Source organism: Sodalis sp. RH15 (genome assembly GCF_047324255.1).
Lineage (GTDB): Bacteria > Pseudomonadota > Gammaproteobacteria > Enterobacterales > Enterobacteriaceae > Acerihabitans > Acerihabitans ligni.
Genome location: NZ_CP178738.1, coordinates 1,016,972 through 1,035,880 on the forward strand (window position 1 = coordinate 1,016,972; position 18,909 = coordinate 1,035,880).

Here is an 18,909-nt window from a genome sequence, read left to right on the forward strand (position 1 = left end):
ATGTATCGGCAATATCATTCATCCTGATAAGGCGAATGTATACCCGCCGTAGGGCTTCTTTTATCTGACAACTGATTGTGAGACTACTATGGGCATTATATTAAAACCCGGTCATGTGACCCTTGCCATGCTGGAGTCCATTTACTGGACAGGTGAAATAGCATGCCTGGATCGCAGCTTCGATGACGCCATAAAAGCGGGCGCGTCACGCATCGCTGAAATAGCCCAGGGGAGTGCGGCTGTTTATGGCGTAAATACCGGTTTTGGCAAACTCGCCTCGATAAAAATCGATGGAAAGGACGTGGTTACGCTCCAGCGTAATCTTATTTTGTCCCACTGTTGCGGCATGGGTGCGCCATTGCCCGAGAGTATCGTGCGGCTGATTATGTCTCTGAAGCTTATTTCGCTGGGTCGCGGCGCATCCGGCGTCCGGCTTGAGCTGGTGCGGTTGATCGAGGATATGCTGGCGAAAGGCGTGATCCCGGTTATTCCTGAAAAAGGCTCGGTTGGGGCTTCCGGCGATCTGGCGCCGTTGGCGCATATGGCCGCCGTGATGCTGGGGGAAGGGGAAGCCTTCTTCAGCGGTGAAAGAATGAACGGCGCCGATGCGTTGGCAAGGGCCGGTCTGTCGCCCATTATCCTGGCGGCAAAAGAAGGGCTGGCGCTGATTAACGGCACCCAGGCTTCCACGGCGCTGGCGCTGGCGGGATTGTTCCGCGCCTATCGCGCCGCCCAGGCCTCGCTGATAACCGGCGCCATGTCCACCGAGGCGGCCATGGGATCGGCGGCGCCTTTCCATCCGGATATCCATACGCTGCGCGGCCATCGCGGTCAGATTGACGCGGCGGCGGCCCTGCGGGCATTGCTGAAGGATTCCGATATACTGGCCAGTCATGTGGTGAATGACGAACGGGTGCAGGATCCCTATTGTATCCGCTGCCAGCCCCAGGTGGCCGGGGCCTGTATCGATCTATTGCGCTCCGTTGCCCATACCCTGGAAACCGAGGCCAATGCGGTCACCGATAATCCGCTGATTCTGTCGGATGGAACGGTGATTTCCGGCGGTAATTTCCATGCCGAGCCGGTGGCTTTCGCCGCCGATCAAACCGCTATCGCGGTATGTGAAATCGGCGCCATCGCCCAGCGGCGCATCGCGCTATTGGTGGATCCGTCGCTGTCTTACGGCCTGCCGGCGTTCCTGGCTAAAAAACCCGGCCTGAACTCCGGCATGATGATAGCCGAAGTGACCTCCGCCGCGCTGATGTCGGAAAATAAACAGATGTCCCACCCGGCATCGGTGGATTCCACCCCCACCTCAGCCAATCAGGAAGACCATGTTTCCATGGCCTGCCACGGGGCGCGCCGCCTGCTGCAGATGACGGATAATCTGTTCGGTATTATCGGCATCGAAGCCATGGCCGCCGCCCAGGGCATCGAACTGCGTGCCCCCCTGGCCACCAGCCCTGAATTGAGCCGCGCCCTGGAGGCCGTGCGCGCCGTAGTCCCTTCCCTGGAGGTGGACCGCTATATGGCCGACGATCTGGAACAGGTCCGTCAACTGGTATTAACCGGCGCCCTGCATGCCGCGGTGTCCGCCGAGTGTGTGCCCCGGCTATCCGGGCACGATGCGTCTGCCTGATATTAATTTGTGTCCAGGCCGTAAGATACCAAAGGCCGCATTTTGGCGTCGGTTGTCTTTGTTTGGTGTTTGTTGACTTGTGCAGCGGCCAATCATTCCGTATAGTTATGCTATACGGATAGGGCGCGCTCGCAGATGATTAAAAGTTTCAAGCACAAAGGATTGGAAAAGTTTTATAAAACGGGTTCTGCCGCCGGCATTCAAACTGCCCACGCTTCGCGATTACGCAGGCAGTTGTTTGCCTTAAGCAAGGCTAAAAAGCCTTGTGATATGGGCGCTCCGGGATGGGATCTCCATCCCTTGAAAGGAAACGAGGCTGGCGTTTGGTCTGTGTCGGTCAACGGTAACCGGCGTATGGCGTTTCGTTTTGATGCTGATGGCGACGCCGTTCTCGTCGATTATCGTGACTATCACTAATGGAGGCAATTATGCGTATGTTTAATCCGCCTCACCCCGGTGAGGTTTTGCGTGATTACCTGGAAGGGGTTAGCGTGACCGACGCCGCGGCGTCGCTAAAGATAACGCGCACGCAACTGTCCCGTATCCTGAATGCACATGCGGCGATTACTGCTGACATGGCGCTGCGTTTATCCAGTCTGCTTGGCACAAGTGCGGAAATGTGGGTGGATATGCAGTCTGAATATGAACTCTGGCAGGCGGCGCAAAGGCCGCGCCCGGTTATCGAACCGCTGCATAGACCGCACGTTCACGCCTAAAAGACCACGCCGGCATCCAACCGGCGTGATCTTTTTTGCCGCTTTTCCCCTAAGCCAGGTTATTGCCCATCGTACTAGATGTCATCGTTAGCCCTGTTTGACGGCTACGCCAGCGGGAGAACGATATTGGTTATTACTCTCCGATTTCTACCCGCCTTTCCCCTATCCATATCTTCTCGCTAACGCCTTCCCGACAGGAAATGAATAGCTTTTTTCTTTATAATTTATTATTGCATTTATTATTCACATACTTTAGATTGATTTAAGTGGTTGAGATTTGTTCGCCCGGAGACAGTGTGTGAATAACGAGAGCTTTTTTACGTTGGTGGGGTTTAGCGCGAAGGGCTGGGGCGCCATCCTGCTCTCCGGCGTCGCGGTCACCCTGGCGGCGGCCGTCAGCGGTTTGGTGCTCGGACTGCTCATCGGCGTATTCGGCGCCTGGGCTAAAATATCCGGCGGCAAAACCCTCCGTTTTTTAGCCGATGCCTATACCACTCTGCTGCGGGGCGTACCCGATCTGCTGGTCATTTATTTGTTTTATTTCGGCAGCAGCTCCATCCTGACCGCCATCGCCGGTTACTTCGGCAGCAAGGGCTTTTTCGCCCTGCCGGGTTTCATTGCCGGCACCATCGCCATCGCCGTCATCGCCGGCGCCTTGAGTACCGAAGTGCTGCGCGGCGCATTCCAGGCGGTATCCAAAGGCGAACTGGAGGCGGCCCGGGCGTACGGCATGGGTTTTTTCCTGCGGTTTCGGCGGATTATCACGCCCTTGACGCTTCGTCACGCCCTGCCCGGTATCAGCAATGTCTGGCTGGGGCTGCTTAAGGAGTCCTCGTTGCTGTCGGTCACGGGCGTGGCGGAGCTGATGCGGCAGGCCCAGGTGGCTTCCGGATCTACCCGCCTGCCGTTCAACTTCTTTCTGGCGGCCGCCGCGCTGTATATCATCCTGGCGTCCCTCTCCGGCGTGCTGGTGCATCTGTCTGAACGCCACTATTCACGCGGCACCAGGAGGACATGATGGATCTCCCGTTTATTGTCGACTGCCTGCGGCGCATGCTGGCCGGCGTCCCGCTGACGCTGCAGCTGGCCGCCATCTCGCTGCTATGCGGGGCATTGCTGGGGTTGCTGATTGCCTTTGCCCGCCTGTCCGGTAATCGGCTGGTGGCCGCGTTCGGCTGGATTTATGTTCAGGTGATACGCAGCACGCCGCTGCTGGTATTGCTGTTCCTGATGTATTACGGGCCGGGCCAGTTTCCGGCCATTCGCCACAGCGTATTATGGCCGTTCCTGCGCGAGCCCTACTATTGCGCGCTGCTGGCGCTGATGATTAACAGTTCGGGATACGCCGCTGAAATTATCCGCGGCGGCCTGCTCTCCGTACCCCACAATGAAATCGAAGCCGCCCGTGCCTGCGGCATGTCCGGCGTGCTGTTATACCGGCGCATTATCCTGCCCATTGCCATTCGCCAGGCGCTGCCCGCGTTCAGCAACGAAGTGATTGCCATGATAAAAGCCACCTCGCTGGTATCCCTGGTGACCTTGATGGAAATCACCGGCATCGCCACCGATATCGCCTCGGAAAGCTACCGGCCGATTCCGGTGTTTATCGCCGCCGGCGCCATTTACCTGCTGATCAATTTTGTCCTGACCCGGATTATCCGGGTCATTGAACACGGTTTAACGCCCCATCTGCGTCCGCCTCCGGTGAATATCATCTTGAAGGAGTCCCCCTACGACCACAACTAGACTTCCCTTTTGCAGTGCCAACATTCAACCATATAGGAAAAGTTACATGAAGATGTCTGTTGCTACCCGGATCGCTTTCGCTACCGCCATTACGCTGATGGGATGCCTCGGCGCCCATGCCGAACCCCAAAAATGGACCACCGTTAAAATCGTCACGGAAGGGGGATTCTTCCCGTGGAATTACACCAAGCCCGACGGCACCCTGGGCGGCTTTGAAATCGATTTGGCCAATAATCTGTGCAAACGCATGGGGGTGAGCTGCACCATTACCGCCCAGGCATTCGACAGCATGATTCCGGCCCTGAACGCCGGGAAATTCGATGCCATTATCGATGATGTGGCCATCACGCCGAAACGTAAAGAGGCCATCGCGTTCTCCGTGCCTTACGCTTCACTGTGCTATACCTTCGCCACCGGCAAGAACAGCGATATCGCCAAGTCCCTCCCGCCGGAAGATAAAGTGATTTCCCTTGATGACAACGCCGCGTCGTCCGATGCCATAAAACGCGTGGCCGCCGCCCTGAAGGGCAAGACCATCGGCACGTTATCCGCCGGCACTTCCGTCACCTTTGTGAATACCTATCTGAAAGATGCGGTGCAGGTTCGCCAGTATAAAACGCCTGAATCGCGGGATCTTGATTTAGTCTCTGATCGGGTGGATGTCATTGTTGGTTCCAAAGACGCCATGCTCGGGGTCATCAAAAAACAGGGCAGCCAGAATATCGCCCTGTCCGGTCCCTGCTTCCAGGGCGGCGTCGTGGGCGAGGGTTCGGGCGTCGGCTTGCGTAAAGGGGATACCGAACTTAAGGCCATGTTCGATAAAGCCATCAAAGAAGCCCAGGCCGACGGCACCATTAAAAAGCTGTCCGAAGCGACTTTCGGCATGGACGTCACGCCGCTTTAACCTCTGGTCCGGCGCTTTAATCGGCATGCCCCTTCCGGCGGCGTGCCATAACGGTCTGTAGATACCGCGATATGCATCCGGCACGCTACAGCCCACTCGATATCAGGATTTTTAACGGAGAGAATGACTGTGGCTTCCACTGCCGTAACGCAGCGTCAGGTCAGAATCGGCGTCGATTCCGGCGGCACCTTTACGGACATCTGTATCTATGATGTGGCCGAGGGTTCCATTCACGTTTGGAAAGTGAGCAGTACGCCGGCGGATCCTTCCATCGGCATCGCCGACGGCATTGCCCAGGGCATCGCGTCGTTAGGGTTGGGGGCGGGTGAGTCTGTGAATGTGACTTACCTCGGGCACGGCACCACCGTGGCCACCAATGCGCTGATTGTCGGCAGCGGGGCGGCAACCGGCATGATTACCACGGCGGGTTTTCGCGATATTATCGAATTAAGACGGCAAAAGCGTGACGGCCTGTATGACGTGCAAACCGAAAAACCGCGCATCCTGGCCTTGCGCAATCAGCGGCTGGAAGTGAACGAACGGGTGCTGTTCGACGGCAGCATCATGACCCCCCTGGATGAGGAAGAAGTCCGCGGCGCGGCGCGCCGGCTGCGTGAGGACGGCATCCGCGCCATCGCGGTGTGCTGCCTGTTCAGCTATCTTGAGCCCCGCCATGAGCAGCGTATCAAGGCGATCCTGGCCGAGGAGATTCCCGGCGCTTTCATCAGCGTTTCCCATGAGGTGAACCCGGAATTCCGCGAGTACGAGCGCTTTTCAACCACCGTGGTGAACGCCTATCTCGGGCCTATCATGCAGCGCTACCTGCAACGGCTCCAGCCTCGCCTGGAGGCCATTGGCATTGCCGCCCACCCTCATCTCACCCAGTCCAACGGCGGCGTGATTTCCGCCGATACGGCGCAGCAATTCCCGGCGCGTACCGTCCTTTCCGGCCCGGCGGCGGGGGTGATGGGGGCCACTACCATCGGTACGCTGTCGGGTTTTGATAATATCATTACCTTCGATATGGGGGGCACCTCAACGGACGTTTCGCTGATTTCCGACGGCCGGCCGCAGATGGCGAACGAATCGATCGTACACGGCTACCCGCTGAAACTGCCGATGCTGGACATCCATGCCGTGGGCGCCGGCGGCGGGTCCATCGCCTCCATCGACGCAGGCGGCCTGTTGCAGGTAGGGCCGCAGAGCGCCGCCGCCGATCCCGGCCCCATCTGCTACGGCCTGGGCAACGAGGATAACCCCACCGTCACCGACGCCAATGTGGTGCTGCAGGTGCTCAATCCCACCCATCTGCTGAACGGGCGCCTGCCCATTGACCAGGCCAAGGCGAAAAGGGCGATTGCGCGGCTCGGTGAGCGCATCGGCATGGATGTCATGTCGGTGGCGCAGGGTATTATCAGCGTGGTGGTCAGCAACATGGCCAAAGCCATCCGGGTCATTTCGGTGGAAAGGGGCTACGACCCCAGGGATTATACCCTGTTCGGCTTTGGCGGCGCCGGCCCCATCCATGCCTCCCGGCTGGCGCGGGCGCTGGATATGCCCCGGGTGGTGATTCCCAAACACCCCGGCATCATGTGCGCCATCGGCCTGCTGCTCACCGACCTGCGCACCAATTTTTCCACCTCCCGGCTGATGCACCTGGAAGAGAGCAGCACCGGTGCCATGAAAGCGGCGTTCACCGATCTCGAGCAACGGGCAGGCGCCTGGTTTACCCATGAAAAAATTTCTCCCGACAATCGCGTTATGGTGCGCTCCGTCGACCTGCGCTACGGCGGACAAGGATATGAACTGAATATTCCCTGTCCCGCCAAAGTGATTGACGCCGCCGCCGTGGAGGCGTTGAAAAAAACGTTCGCGGCCTATCATCAGCAGATGTACGGCTACATTGCCGAGGGGGAACCTATCCACCTCACTACCCTGCGACTGGAGGTCATCGGCCGCGTGCCAAAAGCGGATCTCAAACCGCTGGATAATGCCGCCACCCCCGTGTCGGCGGCGCGGCAGGGAGAACGGCAGGTTTGGCTGCCGGAAATGGGCGGTTTCACCCTTTGCCCGGTGTACGATCGCGAGCGCCTGGGGCCAGGCCATTGCCTCTCCGGGCCGGCCATTATCGAGCAGATGGACTCCACCACGCTTATCCTGCCGGGCCAGAACGCCACTATCGATAGCTATTTGAATATTATTATTGAGGAAGCCTAGGCCATGTCCGATAGCAACGTCTCATTACCGGCGCAGGCAGCGTATCAAAGAACATGCGATCCGATCACCGTGGCGGTGATCGCCAGCGCCTTGTCCACCATTGCCGAAGAGATGGGTAAATCGGTTATCCGTTCCGCCTATTCCACCAATATCAAGGAACGCCAGGACTGCTCCACCGCCGTTTTCGACCCCGAAGGCCGTACCATTGCGCTGGCGGAACATATCCCCATCCACCTCGGCTCGCTGCTGGGTATCGCCAAATACGTGCTCGATCATAACGATCTCTCGGATCTGCGTCCGGGTGATGCTTTTATCGGTAACGACGCGTATACCGGCGGCGGTACGCATTTAAACGATTTCGTGCTGATGGAGCCGGTGTTTCACGATGGGAAGCTGGTGGCCTGGGTAGCCAACCTGGCCCACCATTCCGATTTCGTTGATCGCAGCCACAAGCATATCTTCCAGGAAGGCCTGCGCATCCCGCCGGTGCGCCTCTATCGCGCCGGGATATTGCAGCAGGACATCCAGGCCCTGATTTTGCTTAATTGCCAGGTGCCCAGGGAGCGCATCAACGATTTGCGCGCGCAGATGGCCGCCAACCGGCTTGGGGTACAACGGGTCCAGAGCCTGTGCGGCAAATATGGCGCGGAACTGATGGCCAACGCCGCGCGGGAGTTTTTGCTCTCCACGGAACGGAGGACCCGTGCCGGTATTGCCGGCATCCCCGACGGCGTCTATGAATTCCGCCACGATTTCGACACCAATCTTATCGACGGCATTCTCGACCTGCAGGTACGCATCGCCGTGCAAGGCGATGAAATGTTCTTTGAGTTCCCCGACGCGCCGCCGCAGATGCCCGCGCCCATCAATATGGTCTATACCGCCCTGCTGGCGACTATCTATTTTGCCGTTAAGGCCCTGATCGATCCCGACATTGCCGTAAATGAAGGCTTTTATCGCCCGATTCACGTTGACGCGGCCGAGGGCAGCGTATTGAATTCGTTGCCGCCGGCCGCGGTTTACAGCCGGACGGATATCGCGCAACGATTGGTGGACATGATTTTCGCCGCGCTGGCGCCGGTGGTTCCCGAACGCGTGGCCGCCGGGTCCACCGGCGGTACGCTGCTGACCACCAGCGGCATGCATCCCCGCACCGGGCGTTTCTATGTGTACAATGAAATGCAGGGCGGCGGCATGGGCGCACGCGCCGACAAGGACGGCCTGGACGGCGTACAGGTGAATATCACCAACACCGCCAACCTGCCTATAGAAGCGCTGGAAAGCGAGCATCCGATCCTGATTGAACGCTATGAGCTGGTGCGTGATTCCGGCGGCCCCGGCCGGTTTCGCGGCGGCATGACCATGCGGCGGCGGGTCAGGGTCCTTGACCATGTCGCCATCATCTCAGCCGGCGGCACCAACAGCCTGATTGCCCCCTTCGGCCTCTCCGGCGGCCTGCCGGGATTGCCGGCGCGCGTTGACCTGCCGGAAGGAGCGCCGCCGCTGCACCGCCGCGCCGGCGTGCTGCAACCGGGCGAGAGCGTGGATATGATTGCCGCCGGCGGCGGCGGTTTCGGTGATCCGAAGCAGCGAGACCGCGCCCTGGTATTGCGCGACCTGAAGGAAGATCGGATTTCACTGAGTGCCGCCCTGGATATTTACGGGATGAAGATGGACGAGATCCAAGATATATAAGGAGAAGGGCAGGGGGCCTTAGCCGGGTCCCCTTTGTTGAACCAGACTGATTTTACATGTATTGATACTGTGGATGCTTAATGCATTCGAGCACGGTGCATGAGTACGGTAGGTATAATCCTTCCATAGTATGCTGCTGTGCTGTAGGGATGCAGATGCTCAATATGATTGAACGCTTTCGAGATCAGTGGCTTGTGGGATTTTTTCTTTATAATAAAAAGCATAAGAAATCCCTTCAAATATAAAGGAAAGGCTATCGACCTCTATTTCTGGCTGAATTTGAAAACGAACGTGGATATATGGGAAGTGCAAAATAAAATCATTGCGTTTATTTATTCTGTAATAGAACGGAAATTAACTCCTGGTTTAATTTCCGTTTTTCCCATCACATCTCGAAGAAGATATCACCGGTCTCGGCTTTTAGGATCTTGCCTTCATCGTTGGTGATAAGAACATAGTTCCCGCCCATATAGGTCCAATGGCTGCCATCTTCCGGCGCCGGGAGATGTCTGATATTCCACTGGACTATCTCATAAGGCTTGGTGCGATACAGATCCGGCACGATGTCACCAATCTTATACTGTTTGGAATCCAGATAGAACGACTGAATCTCATAAGAATGAACGGCGGGCGGGTTTTGTGCTGAATCGGTAGGCGGCGTTTGCGTCGAATCAACCGGTGGATTCTGAGTAGAATCGGCAGGCGGATTTTGCGTCGAATCGGCAGGGGGGTTTTGTGACGAAATGCTAGGCGGCGTTGGTACGCCGACGCCCTGTGCATCTTCAGCATAGGCGGAAGAAATGAAGGGCAGCGCCCCTATAAAAAAAACTGCAGAAAACAACACGACCTTCGACTTACCCATAGCTTCTCCGAATTTCAACCGTCATTCCCGGTACGTAGATTTTAAAATTCACACAAATCAAAAGGTTATGTCATTACATTCTATTTTGATATGCACTTTTGTCGCGCTTGAGCGTCCAGAAACCCGTCCGGTCACGTTAAAGCACGGTGTAGAAGATAAAGAAATTCTTCTGCGGGCGGATGTAATTTTTGTAAAAAAACATGATCGCAGCAATTATCAGAAAAGAAAGATGATTTGGCAACAGATAATAGCAGCCGGTGCAGGAAGAAACCCCCTGCCACCGCACTGCTTATACTGGATTCTGGCGAGCCCGCGTCATTGACGCTACCGCCACGGGGTCAACAATTTTTCGGGTTGGCATTGGGGCGGGCAGCACTCACCTAACGATTTTAAAAATAAGTAATATCAGCGGCATGCCTATGAAAAAACCATAGAACCCCACATCCATCCCATAGTCATGTTGTTTAGCCAGGATGCCCATGGCTTCAACACAAGACTATGAGGGCATTGACTCCCCGCGGAATTGCTCTTGCAGATCTTTTTTGGTCATATAGTACAAAAAGTCCAACCAAAGATGTGCCAATAGAGAGCAAGCGGAAATAAGAGTTATAGCGCTCCATCGTAGAAGCGTTTTTTTGTTCAGATTCATTTTTTTTCTGAAACCATTAACAGTGACCTCAAGTGTGGCAGATAATGGGCTTTGGGCGAATAATCTATCAAGGACAAATGTAATTTCCTTTTGCATGGTAGGAGTGATACAAAATGGGCCAAACGCTAATAATTATTACCGTGATATGTTTATGGATCCAATCAGTTCTAGCGCATTGACGGCTAAGGTAATTTTGATAAAAAATATCGATTTTTATCCCGGCACGTCTTGATCATATCTGGTGCTCCTGATTATAAACATGGGCATTTGCAACCCTTAAAAAATTCAGTTTTCCACCATTGCATATTCCGCCGGATAATGAGAACAGCGGCTAAACGATATTCCCTGGGAAATGATCACAATACCCTTAACTCCTCATAAGAGACCATGACATGTTCCCTAAAGGCCGGCCGGCGGGTCAATCGCCGATAATAGTCTTGCACGGCAGGCAGCTTAGGGCGGGCAATGTCGATGTCAAAATAGCGGTAAAGCAGATGGCCGAACTGAATGTCGGCCAAGGTGAAATGCTCACCGGATAAATAGGCGTGGGAGGATAATTGTTTTTCGGCGATAGTCAACATTACCGTCAGATTGGCGACGGCTTCATCGATTGCCGGTTTATTTTGGTCTTTCGGCGCCGTACGCACCACACGCCAAAATACCGGGGCGGTAAAACCCAGCGCCACGTTAATTTTGGCCCACTCCGCCCACATATCGATTTTTGTTCTTGCGTCCAGATCCCGCGGCCAGAAGGCCGCATCCCCATAGCGCGCAGCCAGGTATCGGAGTATGGCGCCGGTTTCCCATAATGCCGGGCCGTCGCCATCCTTAAGCACGGGAACGGTACCGTTCGGGTTCATGGCTAAAAAGGCCGGCGTATCATTGCCGCCGTACCTATGGCCGACATCATATCGCAGATAATCCAGGCCAAATTCGCCGATACACCACATCAGCGCCTGGACGTTGGAGGATGTCTTTCTTCCCCATACTTGCAGCATAAAGCGCCATTCCTTTGTTTAAGAACCGTTTTTCATGGCCAACATAACGATGGCTTCATCCTCATCCTGTAAAAGCGAATCAGTAAGGGGTCCCGTCCTGGTGTGTGAAATGCCATTTTCCGTCATCGCCCCTGACTGCTGCAATATCATCCGATGGATAAGAGACCTCGTCGCCCACTGATCGATCGCCTACTTCAAGGACAACACAGGTCTTATCAGTGCGATTTTCCAGATGATGGGCTGTGCCGCTCGCAGCAAAGCCAGCGACCATGCCCGGCTTCAACTGGATCTCGCCTTCGTCGGTGAGCAGCGTAGGTTCGCCATTGATGACATATATAAACTCATCTTGCCGGGAATGTCGATGGTGCAGCGCTGAGACCGAGCCAGGAGAAAGGCTGGTCAGGTTGACGCCAAAATTGGACAAGCCAAACAGGTCGCCAAGGGGCCGTTTTACCCTGCCTGCCATGAGTGAGGCGAACGGCTCGGGATAGTTGCTCGGTTTGATGCGAGGCGGTGCATCGCTCGCGTATAGTGCTGCAATCTTCTCAGGCATGGTGTACACCTCCCATGGGGACGAGGCCGGGACCTCAATTGTTGTCGCAGTGACAGCTATATATAAGCCTAGTGAGTATTTCGATTCAACATTTTATATGTGAACAGAATTTTGGGGTAGGTACATCATCGAACCATAATATGACACTAAGCCCACTTGTCATGGTGTCATTTTGTGATACTATAAATTCATGAACAAACGACACCAGAAAACGCTGTCAGATGTGTTCACCCGTCCAGTCAATAGTTCGATAAAATGGGCTGATATTGAAGCTCTTTTCATCGGTCTAGGCGCGGAAGTACACGAAAGGGAAGGTTCAAGGATCGCGGTGTTGTTGAAAGGTGAAAAGAAAATCTTTCATCGGCCACACCCGAGACCCACCACTGACAAGGGGGCGGTTAACTCCATCAGGATATGGTTGGAAAGCTTAGGAATCAAACCATGAATAATGTGCTTAAAATCAACGGCCATACGGCTGTTATCATCTTCGACCCAGACATCGAAATGTTTCGCGGTGAGTTTATCGGTCTTAACGGTGGAGCGGACTTTTACGCCTACAGCGTGGAAGAGCTAAAAAAAGAGGGCGCCATTTCTCTGTCTGTCTTCTTGGATGAATGTAAGAAAGACGGTATACCGCCATACAAATCTTATAGCGGTAAGGTGACAACGCGGCTAACGCCGGAAAGGCATCAAGCGTTGACGGTGACGGCACAAGCCACGGGGCATTCTATTAATGACCTTTTGAATGAAGGTGCGGATATGGTGACTCAAAAATATGCCTAACCGATAATTGATTCAAGGTTCCTGCCACGAGTGGGGCGTAGGGTTCGGGACAGTTGCTCGGTATGATGCGAAGCGGGGCATCGCTCGCGAATAGGACCGCAATCTTCTCAGGCATGGTGTAGGTCTCCCGTGGGGATTAAGCCGGGATCTCAATCGTTATCGAAGTGACAGCTATATATAAGCCTAGTGAGTATTTCGATTCAACATTTTATATGAAGGCAGTGGCAGTGCCGATATAGGACGAATTGCCGCTTTATTGTCCTAACTGGATTCACACGGTCCGAAACCAACAACAAACGATACGGATTTAGGTTATAGCTGCCTGCGAAAGCAGGTTTTTTTACGCCTGTAATTTGCCCTTTTTTGAAGCCTAAAATGCGTCACAGACGAGGCACGAAATTTTTTGGTGAGGCACTTTTGAGACACTTTGCTAAAACAGTGAAATTCGAGGCGGAGAATGGTGATTGTAACTTAATAATTTATAACAATTTTCTTGGTGGCCCCTGCTGGACTTGAACCAGCGACCAAGCGATTATGAGTCCTAAACCATAATCTTTAAAATCAGTAAATTACTGATTATTAAAATAAATAATAATCATATTCTGATAAATACCGTTTAGTATTGGTTTCCGCTGCTGCCACTTTGCTGCCATTTTCCAGTAGGGTTAGGGGATTGTGCGTGATGGCGTCATTAAGATGCTCGGGGGCAAAATGAGCATAGCGCATCGTCACCTTGATGTCGGTGTGGCCGAGTATGCGTTGTAACACAAGAATATTCCCGCCGGTCATCATAAAATGACTGCCGAAAGTATGCCGCAAAATGTGCGATAGCTAGCCCGGCGGTGTTTCGATTCCCGCGCGGTTTAGCTCTATGCGAAAGGCTGAATAGCATGGAGTAAAAGTGTTTTGCTGCCTTTCTTTTTAGGCAGCTCTTTGAACAAACTATCGCTGATGGGTATAGTGCGGTTTCTTTTACCTTTGGTTTTGATAAATGTTACTCGGCCATTGGCAACTTGTCCGCCGGTTAGGCTTTCGGCTTCTGACCATCTGGCCACGGCAGTCAAACACACTTTGACGATCAGCAATAAATCTTTGGCCCTGCTTTGTTCGCATTCAATGTAGTGTTTTTCCATATCCTCTTTTGTGAGATAGGACATTTTGCTTCATCGGTTTTATATGCGCGCACCCGTTCAAGCGGATGAGAGCCAGCCCATTCATCAAGTCGGATCAATTCATTGAACATTGCGTGGAAATAAGCCAGTTCAAGGTTAACGGTTCTGGGTGTCAACTTGGTGATACGGTTGGAACGGGTAATTTTGTCGCGTAAGCCTAGTTCACGATAAGCTGAAAAAAGTTTGGCGTTGAATTTTCTCGCCAATGGTATTATAAGCAAATTCCATAGAACTTTTGCCCTTCACGCCGTCTTTAAGCGTGACGGCATGGGCCTTATACCAGGTTGTTATTAAGTCTGTAAGTTGACGATTTTCTGTTTTCTCACCAAGCTATGGCTTATCTTCTGACTGCTCTTTGATATATCGTTCGTAACCTAATGCCTCACCTTTGGTTGTGAACAATTTTCTGATGCGTTTTCCATCCCGGCCATTAAGAAATACTTGTGTGAGCCATTGCCCATTAGAAAGTTTTTTATTGTCATTTTAAAATGGAATTTGTATTACTTTAGCGAGACCGCATGTATCGGAAACAATGAAGTTAGTTTTATTATCAAAGTCATCTTGGAATTAATATCTTTTGTTACGATAGTCCCAACGAACAAATTCACCAATAATTGTTTCCTCATGAAAAAGTTTCTTCCTTTAGCTATTCTATGGCCCTCTGAAAGGCTAATCAATTCCTTAAAATTCATTTTTTCGATAGCTGTCTTAGCTAGTGCTTCACTTAAGGAATTATTACCTAAAATATCTATTTTTTTGATAATTAATTGATGGAATTAAATATCATTGTGTCTTGGGGACTGAGTCTTGTCTTGTTCCCAACAGTTGCGACTTCTATTTTAAGAAGTTGCACAATAGAATTGATGTCGCCTGTTGCGGAATAGGTCGACGTCAATGCTTCCGAAATTGATATAATATCCTTGTTTACATAATCGGTACGTAATGAGCTATCATACTCAGTATAACGAAAAGCCTGGACGTCAAAAGGGCTTGTTGTTTTTTCACCTTTTATTAAAATTGTCTTTTTGTTGAATGCTTGTCTTAGGCCTAATTCATACATTACGTTAGGATTATTTCAACTTAAATCACATATGACTAAATCATATTCGACAATTTTCTTCAATATGTCTAACACTATAAAATTTAAATTTTTTTCATTATCGGCACGGACGGAAATAAAACCTGCAGGAATACATGCTGGCTTTATCAAATGTTCATAAACTATTGAAAATGCCACTTTCGTAACTATGCATGTCAGCGATCGGCATAATGATAAAACACTTTAACTGTCGAGATTCAATACCTTCATTGGCCATTGTTGTATGCCTATAATTATGAATAATTCTCAGTTTTACTTAAAAGTTTCCCGCTGACCACTATCTCTTCAATACCGCATTCAAATATTCTTTGCTGTTTTCAACTCGTATCCAAAATAACTGAAGCCGATGCTCGGTTGGTCGCTCATGTGGTTGATAGCGGCGATTACACAAATGAAGACATGAGGGTAGCGCTTGTTTGGATTTCTAAGTTGATTAAAAATCTTTCAGATCGCTTACAGGATTTTGATGAAAAACCATGTTGAAACTAATTTATAGTTTCTGAAATTAAATAATATCTTTGGGCTAACGATAAAAACAGCCGCAGTGTGCGGCTTTATTTTTTATACTCTTTGACAGCTGTATCAATCCAATTTGGTTGCTGTAAATTTTTAACAAACCAATTAATGAACCCATCAGAGTACCTATGTCTCTTATCTATTTCATAATGCATATCTAAATGCCTGCCATTTTTAATTTGATGTTTTTTTATTACTGCTCTGAATTTATACCCATTTATTTTGCAAGTGTCCTGACGCTGATTTATTTCGATTATGGCCTGTCCTTCATAATAGGGGTGTGTTATTGTTGGGTCTTTAGGGACATTTATTAATATTGCTTTTTGAGCCGCATCGCCAATGTTTAGATTTACATCACTTGCGTTTTTATTTTTGCTTAATGTTAGCTTGTACTCAATTGGAATGCTAAATTCTGCAGATTTGATATTTTCTGATGCTTCAGTTAACCTGTTTAAAAAATCTGATACGATCGATGCTGTTAACTCGCCATAACTATCTTTAATTACAGCTATTTCACTATTTGGTCCATCAACTACTAGGCTTAGCATACCTACGCTTTGTCCTGTTAGTGGTGAATTGCCCATTTCATTTTTATATCTGAGTTGATAATTTAAGACAGTTGATTGAAAAAGTCGTGATAACTGTGGTTGAAGTTCCTTAATTAACAGGTGAGACGCCATATTTCGCAGTTCAGTTAAGGTTTCAAGATTTTTTCTAACCGGATCGTTTTCTTGTAATCTTAAATTTATTGCCTCAGTTAAAGTAATGGAGTTCCCGTTTTTCTCAAAAACGCGATTTGTTCCTAATGTTTTCAAAATTTCGGCTTTAAGTAATAATTCCCATGAGTTTACGGCTAATATACAAAAGGATTCCACTCTATTTTCAAGGGTAGGGCGATTATAAATCTCCAAAGCTAGGGTGAAGGAATCAAGGCTACGTTTAATTAATTTGTAATAAAATTTTTGCTCGGGCGTGGTTTGTAGTGAATGTAAGGTTTGTGACATTAATCTATAAAATTCATCATTAGATAATTTTTTTATTCCTTCAGATTTCCAGTATAGATTATCTATCTTATGGATATAAAAACCATTGAGCTTTTCATGAATATATTTCCTTATGGAGTTCTCGGTATAACCGGTTCTTACAGCTAATTCGGCAATAGTGAATTTCGCATTGTCTAATTCAAACTCTCGCAAAACTTCAGCCAATTTCCCTAACTTGCCAATGCGGGCCATCGTGAGTCCTCTTTACCCTTAGGATGATGTCCTATCATGCATGAAATTGCGTGAGCGAAAAAGGATCTCGATCTCTGAATGGCCCTAGCACCACAGGGCCTTCCTCCCATTCATGACACTGCATGAAAAGCACTAGAACAAGCGGGCAGGCATGGCGGGGCTATGCTTGCCCGCTTGTGGTTATTTTATCACTATTTTGGCGCAATATCCGGGCCGTCACGGGGCTATCTATGGTATGGCAAGCATCGGCGTTGTGAGTCAGGCCCGTGGATAACGTGGCTTACAGGCGTTTTGGTGAAGGATACTTAAAAACCGCCCGTAGGCGGTGGAGGGGTTGGGCAGGTTAGTTGGGCCGGATAACCGAGATATTGTTATCGGCTACGTCCAGTACATAAGGCTCAAAGGCGATCACCTCCTCGCCCAGCCAATTATTTAGCTCCATCATCTGGCGCGGCAGCGATATCAAATCATTGCGCACAAACACCTTGCTGGCCTTGCCGGCGTCGCCAATTCCGCCGGCATCCTGGGGATGATGCCCATCATCTGCGGCGGTAACATCGCGGTGGCCATAGGCAAATGTCGCAAGATCTGGTCGTTCTTGCCCTGTACCGGTTACGGCCAGCATGAAAATACCTTAGCGGTATTGTTAGCGCAGTATCAGTGCACAGCCGGGGTTACATTATGAGCTGGCCGCTACCTAAAGCCTGGACCGTTGTAGCGGTTGTGCCAGCGCTAGCGCTATTGCTGGCCGGTGTCGGTGTGCAAAGCTGGCGGCTAAGCCATGCCGCACAGCTTAACGATGCTCTGCAAAACAACCTCAACGATAAAGACGGGATCATTAAAGATAAAGGGCAACAGTCGGCGGATAAAAAACAGACAGCTAATGGCCATATCCCTGGTGTCCGCCGCCAATGGAAACGCCCAGCGCGACCTCCGCCAGCGAGCGGCAACCCTGCAAACCCAACTGACCGCGCGTCAGGAAAAAATTAAGGAACTCATCAATGAAAATGCGGAGCTTAAACGCTGGGCTGATACCCGTTTGCCTGTTGATATTGATCGGTTGCGCACCCGTCCCGCCTTCACCGGAGCAGCGGCTTATCGTGCTTGGCTATCCCAAAGTGACAACCTGTCGGTTTCCGGCGACGCATCTGTTAACCAACGGTGATTTAAACGCTAACCATGACGCGCTGGAAGGTGCGCTGGCGTTATGTGCCGATAAGGTGGATACCCTAATTAACGGCCAGGAACGCAACGATGCACAAGCCCGTATCCTTACGCAAAGCCCTCAATGAGGGCGTGCCGCATATCCGGGATAAGCCGGGAAGCCTGCGTATTTTTGTTGATGCCGGGAACGTGGTGGCGACGCTGGCACCCTCGCTGTCCTATGAATACCGCTATACTCTAAACCTTATCGTGACCGATTTTGCCGGTGATCAAAACCTGCTGATGGTGCCGATCCTCTGCTGGCTTAAGAAAAATCAGCCTGACCTCATGGCCAATAACGAACTGCGCGAGCGCGGGTTTTCCTTTGAGGTGGATATTCTCAATCACAAAACCTGCGACACCGGCATCGATCTCAAGCTGACGGAACGGGTAGCGGTGAGGAAAGAGGCCGAAACCGTGATAGTGGAGGCGGTACTGGAGCCGCATGATCCAGAAGATTGGACCAGCGCATGAATGACTTGTTAGAGTTGGACGACTGGCTGGCGGGGTTGATCGAACGTCTCGAACCACTGCAGCGCAAAAAGTTAATGCAGCAATGGGCACACACGCTGCGCCGTCGCCAGCAAAAAAGCATCCAGCAACGGCAAAATCCCGACGGCACCCCCTTTGCCCAGCGCAAACCGCAAAAGCGGGAAAAGGCCGGACGGGTTCGCCGCAAGATGTTTACCAAACTGCGCACCGCAAGGTTTTTGAAAGTCAAGGACACCACTAATACGGCAGAAGTGACCTTTGCGGGTGGTGCTGCGCAGCGGATAGCGCAGGTGCATCATTATGGGCCGAGGGACAGAGTGGGGCGTAGAGGCGTCATATTCAAATATCCTGAACGCCAGTTATTAGAGTTCAACGATACTATTGAAAATGATGTCTCAGGAGCATTGATCGAGCACTTAATAAAATAGAG

The 18,909-nt window shown here is 51.5% G+C and carries 19 protein-coding genes and 2 pseudogenes; 15 read left to right on the forward strand and 6 right to left on the reverse strand.

Annotated features, from left to right (window positions below):
* The first annotated feature begins 88 nt into the window (after positions 1-88).
* The 8 genes from hutH (at position 89) to ACL2XO_RS04800 (ending at position 8,917) form a co-directional block, all read left to right on the forward strand.
* Positions 89-1,639 carry a histidine ammonia-lyase gene (hutH, locus tag ACL2XO_RS04765; protein WP_413742256.1) on the forward strand — a complete coding sequence of 517 codons (1,551 nt, stop codon included), beginning with the start codon at positions 89-91 and terminating at the stop codon, positions 1,637-1,639.
* 135 nt (positions 1,640-1,774) lie between these two features.
* Positions 1,775-2,056, forward strand: a complete 282-nt coding sequence (locus ACL2XO_RS04770; RefSeq protein ID WP_413726525.1) for a type II toxin-antitoxin system RelE/ParE family toxin — start codon at positions 1,775-1,777, stop codon at positions 2,054-2,056.
* Positions 2,057-2,067: 11 nt separating this feature from the next.
* On the forward strand, positions 2,068-2,355 hold the full coding sequence (locus ACL2XO_RS04775) for a HigA family addiction module antitoxin (protein ID WP_132923503.1): 288 nt from the start codon (positions 2,068-2,070) through the stop codon (positions 2,353-2,355).
* Positions 2,356-2,653: 298 nt separating this feature from the next.
* On the forward strand, positions 2,654-3,373 hold the full coding sequence (locus tag ACL2XO_RS04780) for an ABC transporter permease (protein ID WP_413742257.1): 720 nt from the start codon (positions 2,654-2,656) through the stop codon (positions 3,371-3,373).
* Positions 3,370-4,101, forward strand: coding sequence for an ABC transporter permease (locus ACL2XO_RS04785; RefSeq protein WP_413742258.1), 732 nt, complete (start codon positions 3,370-3,372; stop codon positions 4,099-4,101). The genes ACL2XO_RS04780 and ACL2XO_RS04785 overlap by 4 nt, the downstream gene beginning before the upstream one ends.
* Before the next feature lie 46 nt (positions 4,102-4,147).
* Positions 4,148-5,005, forward strand: coding sequence for a transporter substrate-binding domain-containing protein (locus tag ACL2XO_RS04790; RefSeq protein WP_413742259.1), 858 nt, complete (start codon positions 4,148-4,150; stop codon positions 5,003-5,005).
* Positions 5,006-5,134: 129 nt separating this feature from the next.
* A complete protein-coding gene (locus ACL2XO_RS04795) occupies positions 5,135-7,222 on the forward strand; it encodes a hydantoinase/oxoprolinase family protein (protein WP_413742260.1) in 2,088 nt (695 codons plus the stop codon).
* Positions 7,223-7,225: 3 nt separating this feature from the next.
* Entirely contained in the window at positions 7,226-8,917 is a 1,692-nt protein-coding gene (locus ACL2XO_RS04800) for a hydantoinase B/oxoprolinase family protein (protein ID WP_413742261.1), read from the forward strand.
* A gap of 385 nt (positions 8,918-9,302) precedes the next feature.
* On the opposite strand, the gene ACL2XO_RS04805 is transcribed toward ACL2XO_RS04800, so the two are convergent.
* Positions 9,303-9,779, reverse strand: coding sequence for an RcnB family protein (locus ACL2XO_RS04805; protein ID WP_413742262.1), 477 nt, complete (start codon positions 9,777-9,779; stop codon positions 9,303-9,305).
* Between the two features lie 67 nt (positions 9,780-9,846).
* On the opposite strand from ACL2XO_RS04805, the gene ACL2XO_RS04810 reads away from it, so the two are divergent.
* Positions 9,847-10,101, forward strand: coding sequence for a hypothetical protein (locus tag ACL2XO_RS04810; RefSeq protein WP_413742263.1), 255 nt, complete (start codon positions 9,847-9,849; stop codon positions 10,099-10,101).
* 683 nt (positions 10,102-10,784) lie between these two features.
* On the opposite strand, the gene ACL2XO_RS04815 is transcribed toward ACL2XO_RS04810, so the two are convergent.
* Both ACL2XO_RS04815 and ACL2XO_RS04820 read right to left on the reverse strand, forming a co-directional pair.
* The gene (locus ACL2XO_RS04815) at positions 10,785-11,426 is read right to left on the reverse strand and encodes a glutathione S-transferase family protein (RefSeq protein ID WP_413726532.1); all 642 of its coding nucleotides are present in this window, start codon (positions 11,424-11,426) and stop codon (positions 10,785-10,787) included.
* 79 nt (positions 11,427-11,505) lie between these two features.
* Positions 11,506-11,979, reverse strand: a complete 474-nt coding sequence (locus ACL2XO_RS04820) for a cupin domain-containing protein (protein ID WP_413742264.1) — start codon at positions 11,977-11,979, stop codon at positions 11,506-11,508.
* 190 nt (positions 11,980-12,169) lie between these two features.
* On the opposite strand from ACL2XO_RS04820, the gene ACL2XO_RS04825 reads away from it, so the two are divergent.
* Entirely contained in the window at positions 12,170-12,424 is a 255-nt protein-coding gene (locus ACL2XO_RS04825) for a type II toxin-antitoxin system HicA family toxin (protein WP_413726534.1), read from the forward strand.
* Positions 12,421-12,762, forward strand: a complete 342-nt coding sequence (locus ACL2XO_RS04830; protein ID WP_413726535.1) for a type II toxin-antitoxin system HicB family antitoxin — start codon at positions 12,421-12,423, stop codon at positions 12,760-12,762. Before ACL2XO_RS04825 ends, ACL2XO_RS04830 begins: the two co-directional genes overlap by 4 nt.
* 579 nt (positions 12,763-13,341) lie before the next feature.
* Here the strand turns inward: ACL2XO_RS04830 and ACL2XO_RS04835 are convergent.
* The 3 genes and pseudogenes from ACL2XO_RS04835 to ACL2XO_RS04845 all read right to left on the reverse strand — a co-directional run.
* A pseudogene (locus tag ACL2XO_RS04835) lies at positions 13,342-14,405 on the reverse strand (tyrosine-type recombinase/integrase); the annotation flags it as partial.
* Between the two features lie 1,182 nt (positions 14,406-15,587).
* Positions 15,588-16,784, reverse strand: a complete 1,197-nt coding sequence (locus ACL2XO_RS04840) for a DUF3644 domain-containing protein (protein WP_413742265.1) — start codon at positions 16,782-16,784, stop codon at positions 15,588-15,590.
* Between the two features lie 343 nt (positions 16,785-17,127).
* Positions 17,128-17,354 (reverse strand): annotated as a pseudogene (locus ACL2XO_RS04845) (Presumed portal vertex protein); the annotation flags it as partial.
* Positions 17,355-17,565: 211 nt separating this feature from the next.
* On the opposite strand from ACL2XO_RS04845, the gene lysB reads away from it, so the two are divergent.
* Genes lysB through ACL2XO_RS04865 form a run of 4 tightly spaced genes read left to right on the forward strand, consistent with a single transcriptional unit; the run spans position 17,566 to position 18,907 of the window.
* On the forward strand, positions 17,566-17,949 hold the full coding sequence (lysB, locus tag ACL2XO_RS04850) for an Rz-like lysis system protein LysB (RefSeq protein ID WP_413742266.1): 384 nt from the start codon (positions 17,566-17,568) through the stop codon (positions 17,947-17,949).
* Positions 17,837-18,076 (forward strand): Rz1-like lysis system protein LysC, encoded by a 240-nt coding sequence (gene lysC, locus ACL2XO_RS04855; RefSeq protein WP_413742267.1) that lies wholly within the window; start codon positions 17,837-17,839, stop codon positions 18,074-18,076. The genes lysB and lysC overlap by 113 nt, the downstream gene beginning before the upstream one ends.
* Positions 18,039-18,461: a phage tail protein gene (locus ACL2XO_RS04860; protein ID WP_413742268.1), complete on the forward strand. Its 423-nt coding sequence runs from the start codon at positions 18,039-18,041 to the stop codon at positions 18,459-18,461. Before lysC ends, ACL2XO_RS04860 begins: the two co-directional genes overlap by 38 nt.
* Entirely contained in the window at positions 18,458-18,907 is a 450-nt protein-coding gene (locus ACL2XO_RS04865) for a phage virion morphogenesis protein (protein ID WP_413742269.1), read from the forward strand. The genes ACL2XO_RS04860 and ACL2XO_RS04865 overlap by 4 nt, the downstream gene beginning before the upstream one ends.
* The last annotated feature ends 2 nt before the right edge of the window (positions 18,908-18,909 follow it).